The sequence below is a fragment of the Bacillus sp. MUM 116 genome, assembly GCF_001866655.1.
Lineage (GTDB): Bacteria > Bacillota > Bacilli > Bacillales > Cytobacillaceae > Neobacillus.
In genome coordinates, this window is record NZ_MLYR01000016.1 from 38,233 (window position 1) to 58,219 (window position 19,987).

A 19,987-nucleotide genomic window follows, 5' to 3' on the forward strand; every position below is an offset into this window, starting at 1 on the left:
TGCTCAGGAACGCCTTTCCTAAGAATTCTATACCCTAGCTTCCACCATCCTAGGTTCGCTTTTATAGAAGTATCTAAGTACTCTTTTCCGTCACAGCAACTATTTATTTACAGAAAATATAACCTAAAACATGCTAAAAAGTCAACAGTCATTAGTCATTTTTTAAAAGATTGCGAAATTGATCCATTGAATTTAAAAATTTTTTTGTTTTTAAATGAATTCCCGAATATTCATCATAATAAGTTGAAATTACCTTTTTTAACTCTGCTTTTGTTTCCGGCTTGACAGAAATATTGCCGAGCCTTGATAAATCAAAAAAATAAAATAAGCGCAGTAATTTCACCGTGGCTTGTGAAATTTTTATATGATATGGGTCTTTCCCTAAGCAGCGATGGCAGATAATTCCGCCCTCTCGCATGGAAAAAGAAAAAATCCCGTCTGTACTGCCGCAAACGGAACATTGATTTAATGTTGGATTTAATCCCATGACATTTAACATTTTCATTTCATAAATATTCATTAAAACATCGGGGTCATAGCCTTCATTTAAATAATTCAATGTTTGAAATAACAATTCAAAATGAAAAGGATTTGGCTTTTGATCCTCTGTACATTTATCTGTTAACTCAACAATATAACTTGCATAGGCCGTTAAAAAAATATCTTCACCAATTGAACGCATAGAGGTAATCAACTCGCCTTGCTGCAAGCTGCCGAGGCCAGTACCTTTTTGAATAAGAAAATATCCATGTGTAAAAAGCTGGGTGATGGAGGAGAGCCGGCTGTTTGGCTTTTTAGCACCTCTGGCCATAACTCCAACCTTCCCCCACTCCCTGGTATATATGGTTACAATTTTATTCGTTTCACTGTAATCGGTCGTTCTAATGATGATGCCTTCACATTTCTGAAGCATGATATCACCATCCAAGGGACGCGAAAGACTTGCTTATGAAATGGGAAAATCAAGTTCCGCTAGCTCTTCATTCTGATTTCCGGGTATTTCTTGGTTTTCCTTCTCAAGTTCTTTGAAGAGAAGATATGTGTTAATATTACCTGTTTGGGTAAATACTTTCCACGTAAAATCCATCATTGAAAACCCCACCTTTCATTATTTAGACTAGCTTTTCATATCCCAAACCTTACAATTATCATAGCCTGCCTTTGCCAAAATCATAAGACGAAAAATTTGTTAATGTTGTCCATGCATAAACTGTTTAAAAAGTTAATATTTTAGTTAGGGTGATTCGTTTAATATTCATCTTCATTAAAGCCAAAATCGCGAAGCTGGGACATTTTATTCCGCCAATCTTTTTGAACTTTTACCCATAATTCTAAAAATACCTTTGACCCAAGGAGATTTTCAATATCCATTAGGGCACGTTTACCAATTTCCTTTAACATACTGCCTTGTTTTCCAATTATAATCCCTTTTTGCGAGTCCCTTTCCACAATAACGGTTGCCATTACATTGATAATATCCTTCCCTGCCGGCCGTTCAATTTTATCCAAAACAACGGCGATAGAGTGAGGAATTTCTTCTCTCGTTAAATGAAGCGCTTTCTCTCTTATCAACTCGGTAATGATAAACCTTTCAGGATGGTCCGTTACCTGATCAGCAGGATAATATTGAGGTCCTTCCGGCAGGTAAACCTTTATCTGATCCAAAAGACGTTCGACATTGTTACCTTCAAGAGCTGAAATTGGAACAATCTCTTTAAACGGATATTTTTCTTTATATGAATCAATGATTGATAATAAATCATCAGGGTGTATTTGATCAATTTTATTAATCACGAGAAAGATGGGTGTGTTGACGGTTTGGAATTTTTCAAGAATAAATTCTTCACCACGACCAAATCCTTCTTCTGCATTCACCATAAATAAAACTAAATCTACTTCTTTTAGGGTATTTTGAGCAACCTTCATCATAAAGTCGCCTAATTTGTGTTTTGGTTTGTGAATTCCAGGAGTATCAATAAAAATCATTTGTGTATCTTCTAGTGTTAGGACACCCTGAATTTTATTTCGAGTGGTCTGCGGTTTATCACTCATAATGGCAATCTTTTGACCGATAACTCGATTTAAAAAAGTTGATTTTCCTACATTTGGCCTCCCAATGATGGAAATAAACCCTGATTTATAGCCTTTGTTTTCGTTCCAATTATTCAGCATGCAGATCCTCCTGTGAAAAAGCCCCAGGCAGTAAATCTTCGACAGTAATCTCTAATATATCACCTTTTAAATTGGTTAGTACGACTTTCATGTCCCTTGGGCATAACTCAGAAATGACTTGACGACAGGCACCACAAGGTGAGCAAGGACGGTCCGTATCCGCAACCACTGCCAGCATTTGAAAATCGCGATCCCCTAACGCATAAGCACTAAAAAGGGCTGTGCGTTCAGCGCAATTACACATGCTATAAGCAGCGTTTTCAATATTACAGCCATGATAAGCTTTTCCATTCGATGTTAACAATGCAGCGCCAACACCAAATTTCGAATAAGGAACATAGGCTTTTTCTCTTGCTTTTTTCGCTTCTTCAATTAGTTGCTGAATGTTCACAAATCTTCTTCCTTTCAAGCAGTAAATTTCTGCTTACTTTATTTTAACTCATTTTCCAATGAAAATCATTACTTGTAGCAAAAATGTAACGGAAAAATTTAGAATTTTCCCAAAAGTCAATTTTTTGCAAAAAAATCACATGCTCCTTACGTAAGTCAAAAAAACAACTCTAGGATATAAGGCAAAAAAATGAATAATCCAATGATAACCGAAACAATAGCATAAATAAATACAGCCCCTGCGGCTAGATCTTTTGCTTGTTTAGCAAGCGGGTGGAATTCCTTTGTAACAAGGTCAACTACACGCTCAATAGCTGAATTCATTAATTCTAATGCAAACATGCCTCCAATTACTAACAAAACAAACAGCCACTCTAATTTAGTAATCGAAAAGAAAAACGACGTGCCAATTACAAGGAAAGAAATAAAGAGATGAATTCGTATATTTCTTTCCGTTTTTATGGCCGTTCTAATTCCTTCTATTGCATAAGCAAATGAACGGATCAATGGAGTAGGTTTACCTTTATCGCGTGAGTCCATATTCATCTAATATTTCCTTTTGGAGCGTAAACATTTCTTTTTCGTCAGCCTCATTCATATGATCGTAGCCTAATAAATGTAAAAAACCATGAACAGAAAGGAATCCAAGTTCTCTAATAAAAGAATGGCCATATTCCCCTGCTTGTTCTTTCGCTTTTGGTATCGAGATGATAATATCTCCAAGAATCCGCGGCATATTCACACCGACCAATTCAACTTCCCCTTCTCCAAGCTCCTCTAATGCAAAGGAGATGACATCTGTTGGGGCATCTTTGTGACGGTATTCACGATTGATTTCCTGTATTCTGTCATTTGAAACAAAAGTAACGGAAACTTCGCTGCCGACTTCAATCTTCTCTTTTTCAGCAGCAAAGTTTAAAAGAGTTTCAACCTTTTTGATTTGTTCATCCGACAATTCATTTGTTTCATCTAAAAAATCAATGACTAAATTCATGCTTGCTTCACCTTCTTACTCATTTCTGGATACTCAATTCTTGAGTGGAAAATCCCCTTCAATGTTTCACAAAGAGTATGGGTTACGGTTTCAATTTCTTTTAACGTTAAATCGCATTCATTCAACTGCCCATCCTGCAGGCGGTCTGCAACAATTTTTTTTACAAGCGATTCGATTAAGATTGGAGTAGGCTGTGTAAGGGAGCGTACAGCTGCCTCAACACTATCGGCAATCCCTACAACAGCAGACTCTTTAGTCTGTGCTTTTGGGCCTTGATAGCGAAAATCCTTCTCCTTTGGTTCCTCATCATTTTGCAGTGCCTTATGGTAAAAGAACTTCAGTAATGAGGTTCCATGATGCTGTTCTGCAATATCGATAATTTCTTTTGGCATATGATATTTCTTTAATTCATTTGCCCCATCCGAAACATGAGCAATAATAATATTTGCACTTTTTTCAGGCGGCAGCCTGTCATGCGGATTATCGAGATTCATTTGATTTTCAATAAAAAAGTTAGGTCTCCGTGTTTTTCCAATATCGTGATAATAACTGCCCACACGAGCTAACAAACCGTTTGCTCCAATCGCTTCACAAGCTGATTCTGACAGGTTTGCAACCATGACACTATGATGATAAGTTCCAGGCGCTTCCATTAGTATTTTCCTTAAGAGCGGATGATTCGGATTGGATAATTCAATGAGTTTCATCGTTGTTAAAATTCCAAAACTAGATTCGAATAAAGGAAGCAAACCAATGGTTAAAACAGCAGATGCAATACCGGAAATTAACGCCGTTAGGAAATAGTACCCATATTCCAGACCTGAAAATTGTCCATTTGGTAGAAACATTAAGGCCCAAATGGTAATAAGATTGACACCAGCTGTAATCGATCCGGCTTGTAAAATTTTGGACCTCTGATTGTGATTGCTCAGGAATAAAATTCCGGCTAGCGAACTAAATAGGATATAGATTCCTTCCGAGAAATTCAACGTTCCTGTCACACCTTCATTAAAAACAATACTGCCGCATACAGCCAAGATGATGGACATTAAAATCCCTAGCTTTTCATCGATTAAAATCTTTATAAGCATACCGCCCATCGCTGCCGGGAATAGATAACCTATTCCTGAATAATTAAAAATTTGCAGCATACTTATAACCTTTAAAATAAAGATAGACAGGATGAAAATAATCCCGAATAAAAGCAGATTGGTTTGTCGTCTTTCCGGCTGGACTTTTGTTTGATAAAAATAATAATACACCCCAAAAAGGAAAATGGAGATCAAGAATAACAATCCTAGAAATGGTTTATAAGATTTTTCATTATCCAATAAACCAACGAGCTTTAACTGTCGATAGATTTCCTGATTAATTAATGCCCCTTCCTCCACGATAATTTGCCCTTGAAGGATTTTAACAGGTTCAACATTTTCTGCAGCCTGTTTTCTTAAATCTTCCGTAGCAACCGGATCATAAAATTCATTTTGAACGACTGCATATCTGCCCAATTCGATTGCCGCGTTTTTTAGGTCATCATTCAATGTCGTATATTTTAATTCCTCTTCCACCCTTTTTTTTGCATTCTCTACATCATTGGTAGAAATCCGTTTTGACATTACATTATTAATGGCGGTAACCGTTAAATCTTTTGTAATAGCAAGTTCATTTTTGTCAGACTGTACAAGTGCAGTAAACACGAAATCAGGTAAATCCTTTGTAACATTTTCGGTTAAATTATCCTTTAACTTTGACACCTTATCGGAAACAGAGGGCTTTTCCTCGCGAGTTGTTTTTACTGCTTCAGTATCTTTCTTCGAACTTTTATTCTCTTCATTATTAATTTCCGCTGCCGTATCAAAAATGGAGGTAATTAAATCCACCCTGTTTTGGGTATATTCCTTCTTAAGTGTATAGACATCCTGAACCTGATCTACCGCTTCTTGCCGCTTAATTTCCGTGCTTTTTTTATCCTCAATGGTCGCGGGTGATCGGATTGTTTTTTCAGCAATGGAGAACAAACCTAAATCCAATTTTTCAGGTTTTACATTACTGTACATTGAAAGATATAAAACTAGGCCTAATACAAGAAAAAATAGTACACGAAAAAACGTATAATCTAACAGCTTCCGTATTCGAATGAAATGTTGCTGCATTTTTTCCATCTTTATCCTCCCTAGAAATCCCAAAATCAGGTATGGCTTACCATCATTATGGATTTTTAACACCATAAAAATCAAATCGTTATGTACGTTTCCTTTTATTGGATAAAAATTTAACTATGACTAGCTGTTTTTTAAAAGCAGGCTTTATGTAAAATCATAACAGTTTTTAAAATAAGTTTCATCTGCAAAAAAAGGGAATGGATAAACCATTATAACATAAGAAAAGCGGAGGCGCCTTGGTCAGCCCCGACAAGGCTTTAGGTCCTTCGGTGAAGTCGTTCTTTGACTTCATCAGCAGGACCGAAGTAACCTAGGAAAAAAACAGTTCATTTTTTCCCCCGAGGGGCTAGGCGCTGGAGCTGGACAATTCTCAAAGTTTAAATTTTGTTTTCTATTCTTAGATAAGAAAAAGGGATAAACCTTATTTCAGGTTTACCCCTCTTTTCTTAATGATGAACCGTTTTCTTTTCATATGCCTCGATAATCCTGCCAACGAGCGGATGGCGGACGACATCACTTTGTTCTAAGAAAATAAACGAAATCCCTTTAACATTTAATAAAATTTCTTCTGCAACAATTAGCCCCGATTTAACTCCTTTTGGTAAGTCCACTTGGGTTTGATCGCCGGTAATTACCATTTTCGAACCGATACCAAGACGGGTTAAAAACATTTTCATTTGGGCATTCGTCGTATTTTGCGCTTCATCCAAAATAACGAACGCATCTTCCAATGTCCGTCCTCTCATATAAGCAAGCGGGGCGATTTCAATTGTACCGCGCTCAATGAGCCTTCCGGTATGCTCAGCACCCAAAACATCATGGAGCGCATCATACAGCGGCCTTAAATACGGATCTACCTTTTCCTTTAAATCACCGGGCAAAAATCCTAAGCTTTCTCCCGCCTCAACGGCAGGTCTTGTTAAAATTATTTTATTTACTTGACCATTTTTTAGGGCATTGATAGCCATGACAACAGCTAAATAAGTTTTACCGGTACCAGCAGGGCCAATTCCAAACACAAGGTCGTTCTTCTTAATCGCTGTTACATACTGCATTTGACCAATCGTTTTAATCCGAATAGATTTTCCTTTTACCGTTTTGGCAATTTCTTCATCATAAATATTGACGAAGTACTCAAGCGTTCCTTTTTCAGCCATTCGAAGGGCATACAAAACATCCCTCTGGTTAATGTTTATTCCTTTACGGATTAATACAACCAATTTGTCAAGAACCTGTCCGGCAAGTATAACCTTCTCTTCATCCCCTGATAAGCTGACAGATTCTCCTCTTGTAACGACTGAAACATTTAGCTCTTGTTCAATAATTTTAATGTTTGCATCTGCATTTCCTAAAAGCGCAATCGCCTCATTTGGATTTTCTAGCTGCAAGTTGATTGTTTTAAGCTTTACTGTCATTCATGTATCTCCTTGGTTATTGGTTGTCCGATCGCAATATTTTCGATTATCTTAAAATGGATATCTAGTATAACTTTACCATTCTTAATTGACTTGTGTAAAATTTTTTCATCCTTAATGATAGCATCCTCATCTAAATGGCTTTTTATTTCCTTTTTAGCCATATCAAGTGCAATTTGTTCAGCTTGCTTTTCAGTATAATTCCTGTTAATCTCTTCACGTTCACGCAGCGTTTTATTTTCATACGAAATGGGCAATTCCCATTTTAAAAAGTGAATTTTATGGATAACGGTTTCCGTTTCATACTTCTTAAATTCAGGCTTCCCAAAACCCCATACCGGAATTTCAAAATTGCCGAACTTTATATAATGCTTTTGCTTTTCTTTGCCATTAAAAACGGTAAAGTTTGTTTCAAAGGGAAGCTCTACATGGCTTTTATACCACGTCTCTCCCCACACCTCACCTTTAGCGGCAATGGTTTTGGTTTTACCTTCCATCCCAATTACACCTGAAACAAGTAATTGTCCGGGCTCTACATGATCATGAATATTAACAACTTGCTGTCCATCTTCAACATACATATTAGTTATAACGGCTTTCTTCTTGGCAATTAAATTTCTGGGAACTAATTTTTCTGGCTTTTTTGGCTCATTTTTTTCAACCACTTGAAAATGATAGGTTGTCCCGTTTAGTTCCACACCAACCCATGTAAGGTCACTGATATTGTTTGTCAGCTTTCTTTGGATCCCTTCTACGTTATCAACAAAGAACTGCAGCTTGCCGATTTTCACCCCCATCTTGTCCAATTCTTTTCGAATTTTATACTCCGTTGCCGGCTTTGCACCTTTGATTTCAATTCCCCAAATTACATTTGATAACACTAAAATAAGCAGTAAAAACAAAGCAGCCCCTGCCAGAAAGCCGCTGTTTTTTAGTAATCTTTTGAATAAAAACGGTACGCCGCTTCTCTGCAAAAAGCTGATGGAGCATTCACTTTTACGGGCAAAACGTCTTATTTTTAACGCATCCTGGAGCCTCATTTTAAAAGTGATGGTTTCTGTTCCATGCCTTTTGACATTCCAAACGAGCAAGCCATTTCTGGTTAGAGCATTTAGAAATCGTTCAATACCCCTTCCCGATACCTTTACTGTTACCCTGCCAAATAAAAATTCAATCCATTGGTTTTTCATTTTGTTCCTCCCGGATTTTCAGTTATATAAATGACCTGATCAATTTTTCCTTCCAATAATATCTCTTCAGGTAAAATCGTTTTGATTACGAAGGACTTACCTTTTACCAAAAGCTGCCCTTGCTTTAAGAGCAAACGGAGTTCTTTATCTGTAAAGGCCAATAGGCCTCTATGATTTTCGATGTAGATATGAATCTGGCCAATCATCGTAATTCGGGGTAAATCCATCATGACATCTTGAGGAAGATCCATATTTTTGGTCATCCATTTTCGGATAAGTTGCCCCCATTTTTTTGCCATAAAAAAAGAACCCCCCTTTCATCTCATGTTTATGAGATTTGGGAAGGTTCTAGCACATCTTTTTCCTTATCAAATGGTTTATTATTTTATCGTCTTTTTGGAAAATACGGTCTTTTTGCTCTAGGTTCACCAAGAATCTCCGACCAGATAATTCCATTTATAAGTGTATTTTCATCAGGACCATTCGAAGGCAATTTAGTTTTATCATCACTTTCTAAAATAAGCGGATTTACGTCTTCAACCGTTTGCTTTTCCGGCACATGGCTGACTTCAAGTGTGAAAGTTTCTGCCTCTTGCTTTAGCTGTTGATGATTTTTTTCGATATTTTTTTGCTTAACCATTTTTTGCGTCTGTTCTTTTACCTTATTAGTAAGGATTTCTTGTTTTGGAGTGGCTTTTTCGGAAAAAAGCTCACGAAACTCATCAAATTGATTAAATGAAAATGGTTTATTTTTTGATTGAATCCTATTGCCTTTCGCTTTTCCAAAAACGGCTGAAAGAACACCTAAGATAATCATAAAAATGATGGTTTCCATGACCGAATCCTCCTTAGTTTATTCCCGTTCGGATGGCGGCCGTTTAACGATCTTCTTTTTTATCACCCGACATTTTTCCAATCGATCCTCTCATATCGGTATCCGCCGAGATATTTTTAAAATTCATATAATCCATTACACCAATATTTCCGGACTTAAGGGCTTCTGCCATAGCAAGTGGCACTTCTGCCTCAGCTTCGACCACCTTGGCCCTCATTTCCTGTACCTTTGCCTTCATTTCTTGTTCTTGTGCAACAGCCATGGCGCGTCGTTCTTCCGCTTTTGCCTGGGCTATTTTTTTATCTGCTTCTGCCTGTTCTGTTTGCAATTCTGCACCAATGTTTTTACCTACATCAACATCGGCAATGTCAATTGAAAGAATTTCAAACGCAGTACCTGCATCAAGCCCTTTTGAAAGAACTGTTTGTGAGATCAGGTCTGGTTTTTCAAGTACCTTGAAATGGCTGTCGGATGAACCGATTGTCGACACTACCCCTTCGCCGACACGAGCGATCACTGTCTCTTCACCCGCACCGCCGACAAGACGTTCAATATTGGCTCTGACAGTAATTCTTGCTTTAACCTTTACTTCTATACCATTCATCGCAACCCCAGGGATAAAAGGTGTTTCAATTACCTTTGGATTGACACTCATTTGCACTGCCTCTAGGACATCACGTCCAGCAAGATCAATCGCTGCACAGCGCTCAAATGATAATTCAATATTAGCTCTGTGAGCGGCAATCAGCGCATTCACGACCCTATCCACGTTTCCTCCGGCAAGGTAATGACTTTCGAGCTGATTTGTTGTTACCTTTAAACCTGCTTTATGCGCTTTAATTAATGGATTAATCACCTTGCTCGGCGTTACCCTTCTAAGTCTCATTCCCACCAGTGTAAAGATGTTTACACGAACACCTGCGGCAAGCGCCGAAATCCATAGCATGACAGGAACAAATGATAATAAAATCCCTAAGAAAATTAACGCGACAATGACAATCGCAATGACAAAAATCGTTCCACTTGGCATGATTAAGCTACCCCCTAATTAGTTAATTTCTCTTACAACAATACGTGCTCCCTCTACCTTAATGACTTTTATTTTTATATTTTGATCGATAAAGCCTCCTTCGCTGACCACATCCACCCGTTCATTATTAAAAATGGCTGTTCCGGCTGGGCGTAAAATGGTTAATGCAGTCCCTTCCATTCCTAGTAGGTCTGTCCGATTAATATTGGATACATATCCATCCTCTTTCCGTGCTGAATCAAACAGCACCATTTTATTAAAAAGGACAAGTTTTTTATCAAAAATTCTTATCATGATGAAAAAGCTTAAAATCGAAAAGAATAAAGCGATTAGTATTGATACACTCATTTGCAGAGCATTTCCGCCAGCTAAGAAAAGACTGAAGATGAGCGCTGCCACCCCTAGTGTGCCTGCAATTGCTCCTGGTAAAAAAAATTCCAAAAATATGAGGATGATTCCGGCTACGAAAAGGGCAAAAGCACCAATACCTGCCAGTCCCGCTAGATAATGTCCATAAAAAAAGAGCAGCAGGGCAACCACACCAATAGACCCCGGTATCCCGAATTTAGGAGAAAAAAGCTCCATGACAATACCGATGCCAGCGATGGTTAATAAAACGGTAATGACAATTGGATCCGTAAGAAAAGCAACCAACTAAAATCCCCCCTTCTTTATCTATTGCTATTATATACGTTATTAGAATGAATAGGTTTCAACCTTTATAAATAAAAACCGCAGGCATTACTGCCTGCGGTTTTGATGTCAGAATACTTATGAAAGGTGTTGTTGTACAAGTTTATTTACAAGTGATCCATCTGCTTTACCTTTTACCTTCGGCATAATCGCAGCCATCACTTTTCCCATATCCGCTTTTGATGTTGCACCGGTTTCAGCGATTGTTTCTTTTACAATATCCGATACTTCTTCGTCAGATAGCTGTTTTGGCATATACACTTCGACGATAGAGAGCTCCGTGCGCAATTTATCAACAAGGTCTGCTCGACCTGCTTTATCAAATTCATGGAGGGAGTCTTTGCGTTGTTTTACTTCGCGAGAAAGTACTGTTAACTCTTGTTCTTCAGAAAGCTCATTTGAACCGAGCTTAATCGCTTCATTTTGCAATGAAGCTTTTACCATCCGAATCACACTGAGTTTGTCTTTTTCCTTGTTTTTCATTGCTTGTTTCATATCATTATTTAAACGCTCGAGAAGACTCATAAATTACACCCTCTCTTAGAACTTACGTTTTCTTGCTGCTTCAGACTTTTTCTTACGTCTTACACTTGGCTTTTCGTAGAATTCGCGCTTTCTTGCCTCTTGCAAAGTACCTGTTTTTGATACAGTACGTTTGAAGCGACGAAGAGCATCTTCAAGCGATTCGTTTTTACGAACGACGGTTTTAGACATTCTCTTTCCCTCCCTCCGAAACACAACACACTTACATTCAATCCATGTACCTTGCAATTATAATATAACCTTGAAACAAGGTCAATATTTATTACGATGAGTCATACAAGCTTTTTTACTTTTTTATTCATAATTTAGAAGAATTTTAATGAAGCATGTCCAATTTTTCGTTAAAAGTGGCATGTCCTAAATCAACTGGCCATACAATGAATCGAGGGGGCCAGGAGACATGCTGTATATCCTATTATTTGTTCTTTGTATTTTATTATTTATATTTGGAATGACCATTATTAGGTTTGGATTATTTAATTTATCTGCTGAAAAGTTGAAAACATGGCTGATTAAATTAACGAGTACACCGTTAAAAGGAATGGTAACCGGGACATTTATCACAGCCCTTCTCCAAAGCAGTTCTGCAGTAATGGTCATTACAATTGGATTGATTTCTGCGAGAATCATGACCTTTCCGCAATCGATTGGGATTATTTTAGGGACTAATATTGGAACAACCTTTAAGACGGAGTTAATTACTTTCGATATAGATGCTATTTTAGCGCCCTTAGCTATTACTGGTGCCATTCTAATGATTCTTAAAAATCGAAAGGCGAAAAGCATTGGAATGCTCTTATTTGGAATTGCCTCAGTGTTCGCAGCAATGAAAGGTTTTGAATTATTAGCGCACCCTTTAACATCGTTAAGTTTTATAAACAAATTCATTCTTTCAATAAATGACCATATTTTTCTTAGCTTATTAACAGGAACTATCATTACATCAATTATTCAATCAAGTACTGCCATGACAGGGATTGCGATGGGATTTTTAACTGCTGGTCTCCTTCAGCTGGACGCCGGAATTGCGATTATGCTTGGCGCAAACATCGGGACATGTATAACTGCAGTTATTGCTTCCATTGGCGGCGGAAAAGAATCCAGGCTGGCGGCTTATGCGCATGTATGGCTGAATGTATTTGGGGTTGCACTGTTTATCCCATTTATCCCTTACCTTTCTGAACATGCAAGGGTCTTAGCAAGCCATAAAGATGTTCAATTAGCTCATATCAGCGTCATATTTAATGTGGTTACTTCCATTCTCGTCCTGCCATTTGCAACAAAATTTGGGGAAATGATTTTATACTTACATGGAAAAAAAGCTTAAAAGACGGCATAATGCCGTCTTTCTTAATACGAACTTATTACGGTTAATCCTTTTAAAATAGCAGCGCCTGAGCTGGCTCCAATTCTTGTCGCTCCTGCCTCAATCATCTTTAATGCATCCTCGGTGCTTCTTACCCCGCCGGAAGCTTTTACACCAAGTTCTGGACCAACAGTTTGACGCATTAAAGAAATGTCTTCCACCGTTGCCCCGCCTGTTGAAAACCCTGTTGAGGTCTTGACAAAATCTGCTCCTGCTTTAACGGAGAGCTTGCAGGCACGAATCTTTTCTTCTTGTGTTAACAAACTTGTTTCAATAATTACCTTTGTTAATGCCTTGCCTTTTGCAGCATCCACAACAGCCCTAATATCCCTTTCCACCAATTGGTCATTATGGTCCTTTAATGCACCAATGTTAATAACCATATCAACTTCGCCGGCACCATGATCAATCGCATTTTTCGTTTCAAATGCTTTTGTTTCAGATGTTGCCGCTCCTAACGGAAAACCAATGACCGTACAAACCTTAACACCGCTTCCATTTAATAAATCCTTGCATGTTTTTACCCATGTTGGATTTACACAGACGGAAAAAAATTTAAACTCCTTTGCTTCATTACAAAGGGTTTCAATTTGCTTTCTCGTCGCATCCGGTTTTAATAACGTATGATCAATCATTGAAGCAATATTGGCAGTTGTCATATATTTTCTCCTTTCACAAATCATGTAAAGATGTTATCTTGTGGCGAAGGTAAAAGACTGTGTTAAATGACAATGTTGATTTTTTTAACCCTTTTGATTGGAGCGGAAATCAATAGACAAGTTTAACACAGTCATGTAAAAAAAATCTGCTGCTGTATATAGGTTATCCCTCTCTAAGAAAAAAGGACCCGAAAATTGGGTCCTTAAATGGCAGCTTCTTCTTCCATAAACAATTCTTCTTTTACTGGTGTATCCCCAACAACTCGAACGAATTGACCTTCGTTATAAGGATAACCGGCTTTGGTAATTTTCACTTTTACAATTTTACCAACCATATCTTCTGTTGCAGGAAGAACAACTTTTAAATAATTATCGGTATAGCCAACATATAATCCTGAATTTGACTCTTCCTTATATTCCTCTTCCGGAATAACTTCAAGAACATCATTTTCAAATTGAGAAGCATATTCTTTCGCAAGTTGATCGGAAAGAGTAATTAGACGATGTACCCGCTCATTTTTTACTTCTTCATCAACTTGGTCTTCCATGCGTGCAGCAGGAGTGCCTGTACGTTTAGAATAAGGGAAGACATGAAGTTCAGAGAATTTATGTTCCTTAATAAAATTATAGGTTTCCATAAATTCTTCCTCAGTTTCACCTGGGAAACCAACGATTACGTCAGAAGTCACCGCAAGACCCGGCAGAACTTCCTTCAAGCGCTCCAATCTTTCAGCGAAAAATTCCATCGTATATTTTCGGCGCATCCGCTTCAAAACTGTATTTGACCCGGATTGAATTGGAATATGCAAGTGGCGGACAATAATATTTGAGTGTTTAATGACTTCAATCACTTCGTCGGTAATTTGGCTTGCCTCAATCGAAGAAATCCGCAGACGTTTTAGTCCCTTCACCTTAGCTTCTAAATCGTGAAGAAGCGCTGCAAGATTATAATCCTTCATGTCTTCTCCATATCCGCCTGTATGAATACCAGTGAGCACGATTTCTTTATAACCGGCATCCACCAACTGCTGCGCTTGATGAATGACTTCCTTTGGATCACGTGATCTCATTAATCCGCGTGCCCATGGAATAATACAGAAGGTACAGAAATTATTACAGCCTTCTTGAATTTTTAATGAAGCGCGTGTTCGGTCTGTGAAGGAAGGTACATCCAGTTCCTCATATACACGACTTTTCATAATATTCCCGACACCATTGATTGGCTGACGTTCTTTTTTAAACTGCTCAATATAATCAAGCATTTTAATCCGATCCTGTGTTCCAACCACAATATCTACCCCAGGAATGGCCATAATTTCAGCAGGGGAAGTTTGTGCATAGCATCCTGTTACACAAATAACGGCATCCGGATTTTTCCTTACAGCTCTTCTTATTACTTGCCGGCTTTTTTTATCCCCTGTGTTTGTTACCGTACATGTATTTATCACATAAACATCCGAAATCGCTTCAAAATCGACCCGTTCGTAACTTTCTTGTTTAAACAACTGCCAAATGGCCTCAGTTTCATAATGATTGACCTTACATCCAAGTGTATGAAACGCGACTGTTGCCATTAGAACTCACCTCATTAATTCAAAATGATAGGAAATCGCCCCAAGTGCATATAAAGGCGCCGTTTCCGTTCGTAAAATTCGCGGACCTAATCCGCAAAGTGCAAATTCATTTTCCTTTAAAAGCCGAACCTCTTCTTCTGTTAATCCACCTTCAGGTCCAAAAACCAATAAAAGCGATTCGCCGCTTTTCATTTTTTGAAGGGTTGAAGCGAAAATCGAAGTTTCTCCGCTCCGGCTTTCTTCCTCATATGCAGCTAATTTATAATGAAAGTTTTTGCTTTCTGCTAGTAAATTTTTAAAACTTACTGGATTTATTACTTCTGGTAAAATAGCACGATGGGATTGCTCCGCAGCTTCTTTGGCAATTTTTTGCCATCTCTCTATTTTTTTTGCTGCCTTTTTTTCTTCCCATTTCACAACTGAACGTGCAGCAGAAAAGGGCAAAAATTTATGGGCACCAAGTTCAGTTCCCTTTTGAATAATCCATTCCAGCTTGTCTCCTTTAGGCAATCCGCTGGCGATTGTGATGGAAATTGGAAGTTCCGAATGATCTTCTTTCCATTGTACAACGTCTGCAACGACTTGTTCATCGGTAATTTTTGCAATTTCACATACAGCCATTTTCCCTTGCGGGTCAACACAAATAATTTGGTCCCCAATATGCATGCGCATGACCTTTAATATATGATGTCGATCTTCAGAACCAATCAAAAACCGATTTCCATTTGTTCGATCTTTAACAAAGTAGCGTTGCACACGATGCACCCTCTTTAAAAAACATTTTACTCTTTATTTTACTAAAAAAATATTAATTATTAAAGTCATTAAAATAAAAAAAGGAGTCAGAGCCCCTTTTTTCACACATTATACCCTTTTTGCAATAAGCGCAACCCAATCTTCCATCAAAATCGTTTCTACGATATCAAAACCCGACGCAACAAGTGCATCTTTTACTTGGTCTTTCTTTTGCTGAATGATTCCTGATGCAATAAAATATCCATCCGGTTTTAAAACCTTTGCAACGTCGTCGGTAAACCTTAAAATTACTTCGGCTAAAATATTTGCGACAACAACATCTGCCGCGTTCTCTTCCACACCATCAAGCAAATTATTTTGCGAAATGGAGACAACTTCGTTTACCTTGTTGAGCTTGATATTTAGTTTAGCCTGGGTAACGGCTACTTCATCTAAATCATAAGCCCTGACATCAACAGCACCAAGCATGGCAGCTGCAATACTTAATACACCGGAGCCCGTACCGACATCAATTACCCGGTCACCGCTCTTAACGGCTCTTTCTAGCGCCTGTATGCACATAACCGTTGTTGGGTGTGTGCCTGTTCCAAATGCCATTCCAGGGTCCAATTCAATGATTAGCTCATCACTGCTGACCGGATTGTAAATTTCCCATGTTGGCACAATCGTGAATTTCTCAGAAATTTTTACAGGATTATAATATTTCTTCCAGGCAGTTGCCCATTCCTCTTCATTCACTTCGCTGATGGTCACCTTGTTAAGACCAATATCAATATTATAAATAATTAAGTTATTAATTGAATCCTTAATGGCATCGACCGTTTCCCCTAAAAAACTATTTACAGGTAAATAGGCTTTAACAATTACCCCTTCCTCCGGGTAATCATCAGGATTAAGTTGGTAGATTTCCCCGAATTGGTCTTCCCTTTCCTTCGTTAACTCAAATGGATCCTCAATAACTACACCACTTGCTCCAGCCTCATGCAATATATGAGAAATCGGTTCGACTGCCTCATTTGTTGTATGAATACTAATTTCAGACCATTTCATACTACCAACCCCAATCCTTACTCACCTTTAAAGGCACGTTTTACTTTCGAGAAAAAGCTTTCTTCATGCTCACCAATTGGTGCATTTCCGCTTATTTCAGCAAACTCGCGAAGAAGCTGTTTTTGTTTATCATTCAGCTTAGTCGGAGTAACAATTTTGACAATAATATGCTGATCACCGACACCGTAGCCACGAACGTTTGGTACACCTTTTCCTTTTAGGCGGAACTGAGTGCCCGTTTGCGTCCCTGCTGGCACTTTTAGCTTAACCTTGCCATGCAGGGTAGGGACTTCAATTTCATCCCCTAATGTGGCTTGAACAAAGGTAATTGGCATTTCGCAATAAATGTCATCGCCATCTCTTTCAAAAAACTCATGATCACGGACATGGAAAACAACATAAAGATCTCCTGCCGGACCTCCGTTAATCCCTGCTTCTCCTTGTCCGGCCATTCTTAATTGTTGGCCATCATCGATTCCTGCAGGAATTTTCACATGGATTTTCTTCCGTTTTTTCAATTTCCCTGTTCCGCCGCAGGTAGAACACTTATGCTTTATTTCTTTCCCTGTTCCGTTACAGTAATGACAAGTTCGGCGATTCACAATCCGGCCAAATGGTGTATTCTGTTCAACATTTAACTGACCTGATCCATGACAATGGTTACAGGTTTCCGGATTTGTACCCGGCTTTGCTCCTGAACCGTTACAAGTTTCGCATGTTTCTTCACGAGGAATTTCAATATCCGTTTCCTTACCAAATGCTGCTTCTTCAAAAGATACTGTCATTGTATATTGAAGGTCAGCACCTTGTCTTGGTGCATTTGGATCGCGTCTGCGCGAACCGCCGCCACCAAAAAATGTATTGAAAATATCCTCAAAGCCGCCAAAGCCGCCGAAATCAGCTCCGCCGCCGAATCCTTGATTTGGATCCGTATGACCGAATTGATCATAGTGCGCCTTTTTTTGATCATCACTTAATACTTCATAGGCTTCGGCAATTTCTTTAAATTTATCCGCTGCATCCGGCTCTTTATTAATATCTGGATGATATTTTTTAGAGAGCTTGCGGTAAGCCTTTTTTATTTCATCCTTTGAAGCACCCTTGCTGAGCCCGAGCACCTCATAGTAATCCCGTTTACTCATGATTACCACTCCCGAATCATTCACATGAAGATTATTCTAACACTCTTTAAAAGAATAAATCAATAAAAATTAATTGGTTATTCACAAAGAAAAAGTCAAAGCCGCGAGACTTTGACTTTTTCTTTTAATCATGAACAACAATAACCCATTCGCTTAGCAGCTATGTTCTTCCGTTTTCTCTTTTATTTATCGTCTTTAACTTCTTCGAATTCTGCATCTACAACATTGTCATCTTTTTCGCCTGCACCCGCACCTTGTTCACCTTGTTGTGATTGGGCTTGCTTGGCAGCTTCTTCATAAAGCTTAACAGATAAAGCCTGAACAATTTCTTGCAATGCATCTTTCTTGCTTCGAATTTCATCTAAATCATTTTTTTCGATGGCTTGTTTTAAGGCATCCTTCGCATCATTCGCTTTTGCAACTTCCGCTGCATCTACTTTGCCTTCCAGATCTTTTAACGTTTTTTCCGTTGTAAAGACAAGCTGGTCCGCTTCATTCCGAAGTTCTACTTCTTCTTTGCGCGTTTTATCCGCATCCGCGTTTTCTTCTGCTTCTCTCACCATTTTTTGAATTTCTTCATCAGAAAGACCAGTAGAAGATTTAATCGTAATTTGCTGTTCTTTATTTGTGCCTAAATCTTTAGCGCGAACATTTACAATTCCGTTTTTATCGATATCGAATGTTACTTCGATTTGCGGAATTCCACGTGGTGCCGGTGGTATATCAGATAACTGGAATCTGCCTAATGTTTTATTATTTGCTGCCATTGGACGCTCACCTTGAAGAACATGAATGTCAACAGCAGTTTGATTATCGGCAGCAGTTGAAAACACTTGAGATTTAGATGTTGGAATCGTTGTATTGCGCTCGATTAATTTTGTAAATACTCCACCCATCGTTTCAATTCCTAAGGATAATGGAGTAACGTCTAGTAATACAACATCTTTTACATCGCCAGTAATAACGCCGCCTTGAATTGCAGCACCCATAGCAACCACTTCATCAGGGTTAACGCCACGATGAGGCTCTTTACCAGTTGCTTTTTTAATCGCTTCCTGAACAGCTGGAATTCTTGTTGAACCCCCAACTAAAATCACTTTATCAATCTCAGAAGGCGTGAGGCCGGCATCACTAAGTGCCTGACGAGTAGGTCCCATTGTCCGCTCTACAAGAGATGCTGATAATTCTTCAAATTTCGCTCTGGTCACGTTTACTTCTAAGTGAAGCGGACCTGCTGCACCAGCTGTAATAAATGGCAAGGAAATTTGCGTTGAAGTTACACCAGATAAGTCCTTTTTCGCTTTTTCTGCAGCATCTTTTAAGCGTTGCAGGGCCATTTTATCTTGAGACAAATCAATTCCGTTTTCTTTTTTGAATTGTTCAACCAGATAATCAATGATAACTTGGTCAAAATCGTCACCGCCAAGGCGATTATCACCAGCCGTTGCTTTTACTTCAAATACACCGTCTCCAAGTTCAAGAATAGAAACGTCAAATGTACCGCCACCAAGGTCATAAACAAGAATGGTTTGGTCTTGATCTGTTTTATCTAATCCGTAAGCTAAAGCAGCGGCTGTTGGTTCGTTGATAATACGTTCAACTTCAAGACCGGCAATTTTCCCAGCATCCTTTGTTGCTTGGCGTTCAGCATCATTAAAATATGCAGGAACAGTAATAACTGCTTTCGTGACCGGTTCGCCAAGATAATCTTCTGCGTAAGATTTTAAATATTGAAGGATGATTGCTGAAAGTTCTTGAGGAGTATAACTCTTTCCTTCCACATCCACTTTATGAGTTGTACCCATATGACGTTTTATAGAGATAATCGTATTAGGGTTTGTAATTGCTTGGCGTTTTGCCACTTCACCAACTTGGCGTTCACCATTTTTAAATGCTACAACTGATGGAGTTGTACGGTTTCCTTCCGGATTTGGAATAACTTTTGGCTCGCCGCCTTCAAGTACAGCAACACATGAGTTTGTCGTACCAAGGTCAATACCAATAATTTTACTCATT

22 protein-coding genes and 1 other annotated feature (1 of these 23 cut by a window edge) are annotated in these 19,987 nt (G+C 38.5%); of the genes, 1 reads left to right on the plus strand and 21 read right to left on the minus strand.

What is annotated here, in order from left to right:
* Nucleotides 1–103, minus strand: a binding site (T-box leader) (it extends 84 nt beyond the left edge of the window).
* 48 nt (nucleotides 104–151) lie between these two features.
* From recO to rpsU, 15 genes are all read right to left on the minus strand, one after another.
* Nucleotides 152–913: a DNA repair protein RecO gene (gene recO, locus BIV60_RS03735; RefSeq protein ID WP_071354373.1), complete on the minus strand. Its 762-nt coding sequence runs from the start codon at nucleotides 911–913 to the stop codon at nucleotides 152–154.
* A 33-nt stretch (nucleotides 914–946) separates the two neighbouring features.
* On the minus strand, nucleotides 947–1,090 hold the full coding sequence (locus BIV60_RS03740) for a YqzL family protein (protein WP_071354374.1): 144 nt from the start codon (nucleotides 1,088–1,090) through the stop codon (nucleotides 947–949).
* 158 nt (nucleotides 1,091–1,248) lie between these two features.
* Complete coding sequence (gene era, locus BIV60_RS03745; RefSeq protein WP_141770396.1) at nucleotides 1,249–2,172, minus strand: GTPase Era; 924 nt, start codon at nucleotides 2,170–2,172, stop codon at nucleotides 1,249–1,251.
* A complete protein-coding gene (gene cdd / locus BIV60_RS03750) occupies nucleotides 2,162–2,563 on the minus strand; it encodes a cytidine deaminase (RefSeq protein ID WP_071354375.1) in 402 nt (133 codons plus the stop codon). The genes era and cdd overlap by 11 nt, the downstream gene beginning before the upstream one ends.
* Nucleotides 2,564–2,718: 155 nt before the next feature.
* Nucleotides 2,719–3,108 (minus strand): diacylglycerol kinase family protein, encoded by a 390-nt coding sequence (locus tag BIV60_RS03755; protein ID WP_071354376.1) that lies wholly within the window; start codon nucleotides 3,106–3,108, stop codon nucleotides 2,719–2,721.
* Complete coding sequence (ybeY, locus tag BIV60_RS03760; protein WP_071354377.1) at nucleotides 3,086–3,556, minus strand: rRNA maturation RNase YbeY; 471 nt, start codon at nucleotides 3,554–3,556, stop codon at nucleotides 3,086–3,088. The genes BIV60_RS03755 and ybeY overlap by 23 nt, the downstream gene beginning before the upstream one ends.
* The gene (locus BIV60_RS03765) at nucleotides 3,553–5,718 is read right to left on the minus strand and encodes an HD family phosphohydrolase (RefSeq protein ID WP_071354378.1); all 2,166 of its coding nucleotides are present in this window, start codon (nucleotides 5,716–5,718) and stop codon (nucleotides 3,553–3,555) included. Before BIV60_RS03765 ends, ybeY begins: the two co-directional genes overlap by 4 nt.
* Before the next feature lie 446 nt (nucleotides 5,719–6,164).
* Nucleotides 6,165–7,133, minus strand: a complete 969-nt coding sequence (locus BIV60_RS03770) for a PhoH family protein (protein ID WP_071354379.1) — start codon at nucleotides 7,131–7,133, stop codon at nucleotides 6,165–6,167.
* Nucleotides 7,130–8,323: a sporulation protein YqfD gene (gene yqfD / locus BIV60_RS03775; protein WP_071354380.1), complete on the minus strand. Its 1,194-nt coding sequence runs from the start codon at nucleotides 8,321–8,323 to the stop codon at nucleotides 7,130–7,132. Before yqfD ends, BIV60_RS03770 begins: the two co-directional genes overlap by 4 nt.
* Nucleotides 8,320–8,622 (minus strand): sporulation protein YqfC, encoded by a 303-nt coding sequence (yqfC, locus tag BIV60_RS03780; protein ID WP_071354381.1) that lies wholly within the window; start codon nucleotides 8,620–8,622, stop codon nucleotides 8,320–8,322. The genes yqfD and yqfC overlap by 4 nt, the downstream gene beginning before the upstream one ends.
* An 86-nt stretch (nucleotides 8,623–8,708) precedes the next feature.
* Nucleotides 8,709–9,158 carry a hypothetical protein gene (locus tag BIV60_RS03785; RefSeq protein ID WP_071354382.1) on the minus strand — a complete coding sequence of 150 codons (450 nt, stop codon included), beginning with the start codon at nucleotides 9,156–9,158 and terminating at the stop codon, nucleotides 8,709–8,711.
* 43 nt (nucleotides 9,159–9,201) lie between these two features.
* On the minus strand, nucleotides 9,202–10,188 hold the full coding sequence (floA, locus tag BIV60_RS03790) for a flotillin-like protein FloA (protein ID WP_177177209.1): 987 nt from the start codon (nucleotides 10,186–10,188) through the stop codon (nucleotides 9,202–9,204).
* 18 nt (nucleotides 10,189–10,206) lie between these two features.
* Nucleotides 10,207–10,842 (minus strand): NfeD family protein, encoded by a 636-nt coding sequence (locus BIV60_RS03795; protein WP_071354384.1) that lies wholly within the window; start codon nucleotides 10,840–10,842, stop codon nucleotides 10,207–10,209.
* 117 nt (nucleotides 10,843–10,959) lie between these two features.
* The gene (locus BIV60_RS03800; protein ID WP_071354385.1) at nucleotides 10,960–11,406 is read right to left on the minus strand and encodes a GatB/YqeY domain-containing protein; all 447 of its coding nucleotides are present in this window, start codon (nucleotides 11,404–11,406) and stop codon (nucleotides 10,960–10,962) included.
* Nucleotides 11,407–11,421: 15 nt separating this feature from the next.
* A complete protein-coding gene (rpsU, locus tag BIV60_RS03805; RefSeq protein ID WP_026572407.1) occupies nucleotides 11,422–11,595 on the minus strand; it encodes a 30S ribosomal protein S21 in 174 nt (57 codons plus the stop codon).
* Between the two features lie 229 nt (nucleotides 11,596–11,824).
* Here rpsU and BIV60_RS03810 point away from each other — a divergent pair, with 229 nt between their 5' ends.
* On the plus strand, nucleotides 11,825–12,751 hold the full coding sequence (locus tag BIV60_RS03810; RefSeq protein ID WP_071354386.1) for a Na/Pi symporter: 927 nt from the start codon (nucleotides 11,825–11,827) through the stop codon (nucleotides 12,749–12,751).
* 23 nt (nucleotides 12,752–12,774) lie between these two features.
* Here the strand turns inward: BIV60_RS03810 and deoC are convergent, their stop codons facing one another.
* From deoC to dnaK, 6 genes are all read right to left on the minus strand, one after another.
* Nucleotides 12,775–13,449: a deoxyribose-phosphate aldolase gene (deoC, locus tag BIV60_RS03815; RefSeq protein WP_071354387.1), complete on the minus strand. Its 675-nt coding sequence runs from the start codon at nucleotides 13,447–13,449 to the stop codon at nucleotides 12,775–12,777.
* A 203-nt stretch (nucleotides 13,450–13,652) separates the two neighbouring features.
* On the minus strand, nucleotides 13,653–15,023 hold the full coding sequence (mtaB, locus tag BIV60_RS03820; protein ID WP_071354388.1) for a tRNA (N(6)-L-threonylcarbamoyladenosine(37)-C(2))-methylthiotransferase MtaB: 1,371 nt from the start codon (nucleotides 15,021–15,023) through the stop codon (nucleotides 13,653–13,655).
* A 6-nt stretch (nucleotides 15,024–15,029) separates the two neighbouring features.
* Nucleotides 15,030–15,779: a 16S rRNA (uracil(1498)-N(3))-methyltransferase gene (locus tag BIV60_RS03825; protein ID WP_071354389.1), complete on the minus strand. Its 750-nt coding sequence runs from the start codon at nucleotides 15,777–15,779 to the stop codon at nucleotides 15,030–15,032.
* A 108-nt stretch (nucleotides 15,780–15,887) separates the two neighbouring features.
* The gene (prmA, locus tag BIV60_RS03830; protein WP_071354390.1) at nucleotides 15,888–16,829 is read right to left on the minus strand and encodes a 50S ribosomal protein L11 methyltransferase; all 942 of its coding nucleotides are present in this window, start codon (nucleotides 16,827–16,829) and stop codon (nucleotides 15,888–15,890) included.
* Nucleotides 16,830–16,846: 17 nt separating this feature from the next.
* Nucleotides 16,847–17,971, minus strand: coding sequence for a molecular chaperone DnaJ (gene dnaJ, locus BIV60_RS03835; protein ID WP_071354391.1), 1,125 nt, complete (start codon nucleotides 17,969–17,971; stop codon nucleotides 16,847–16,849).
* Nucleotides 17,972–18,153: 182 nt separating this feature from the next.
* On the minus strand, nucleotides 18,154–19,986 hold the full coding sequence (gene dnaK, locus BIV60_RS03840; RefSeq protein ID WP_071354392.1) for a molecular chaperone DnaK: 1,833 nt from the start codon (nucleotides 19,984–19,986) through the stop codon (nucleotides 18,154–18,156).
* Between the last annotated feature and the right edge of the window lies 1 nt (nucleotide 19,987).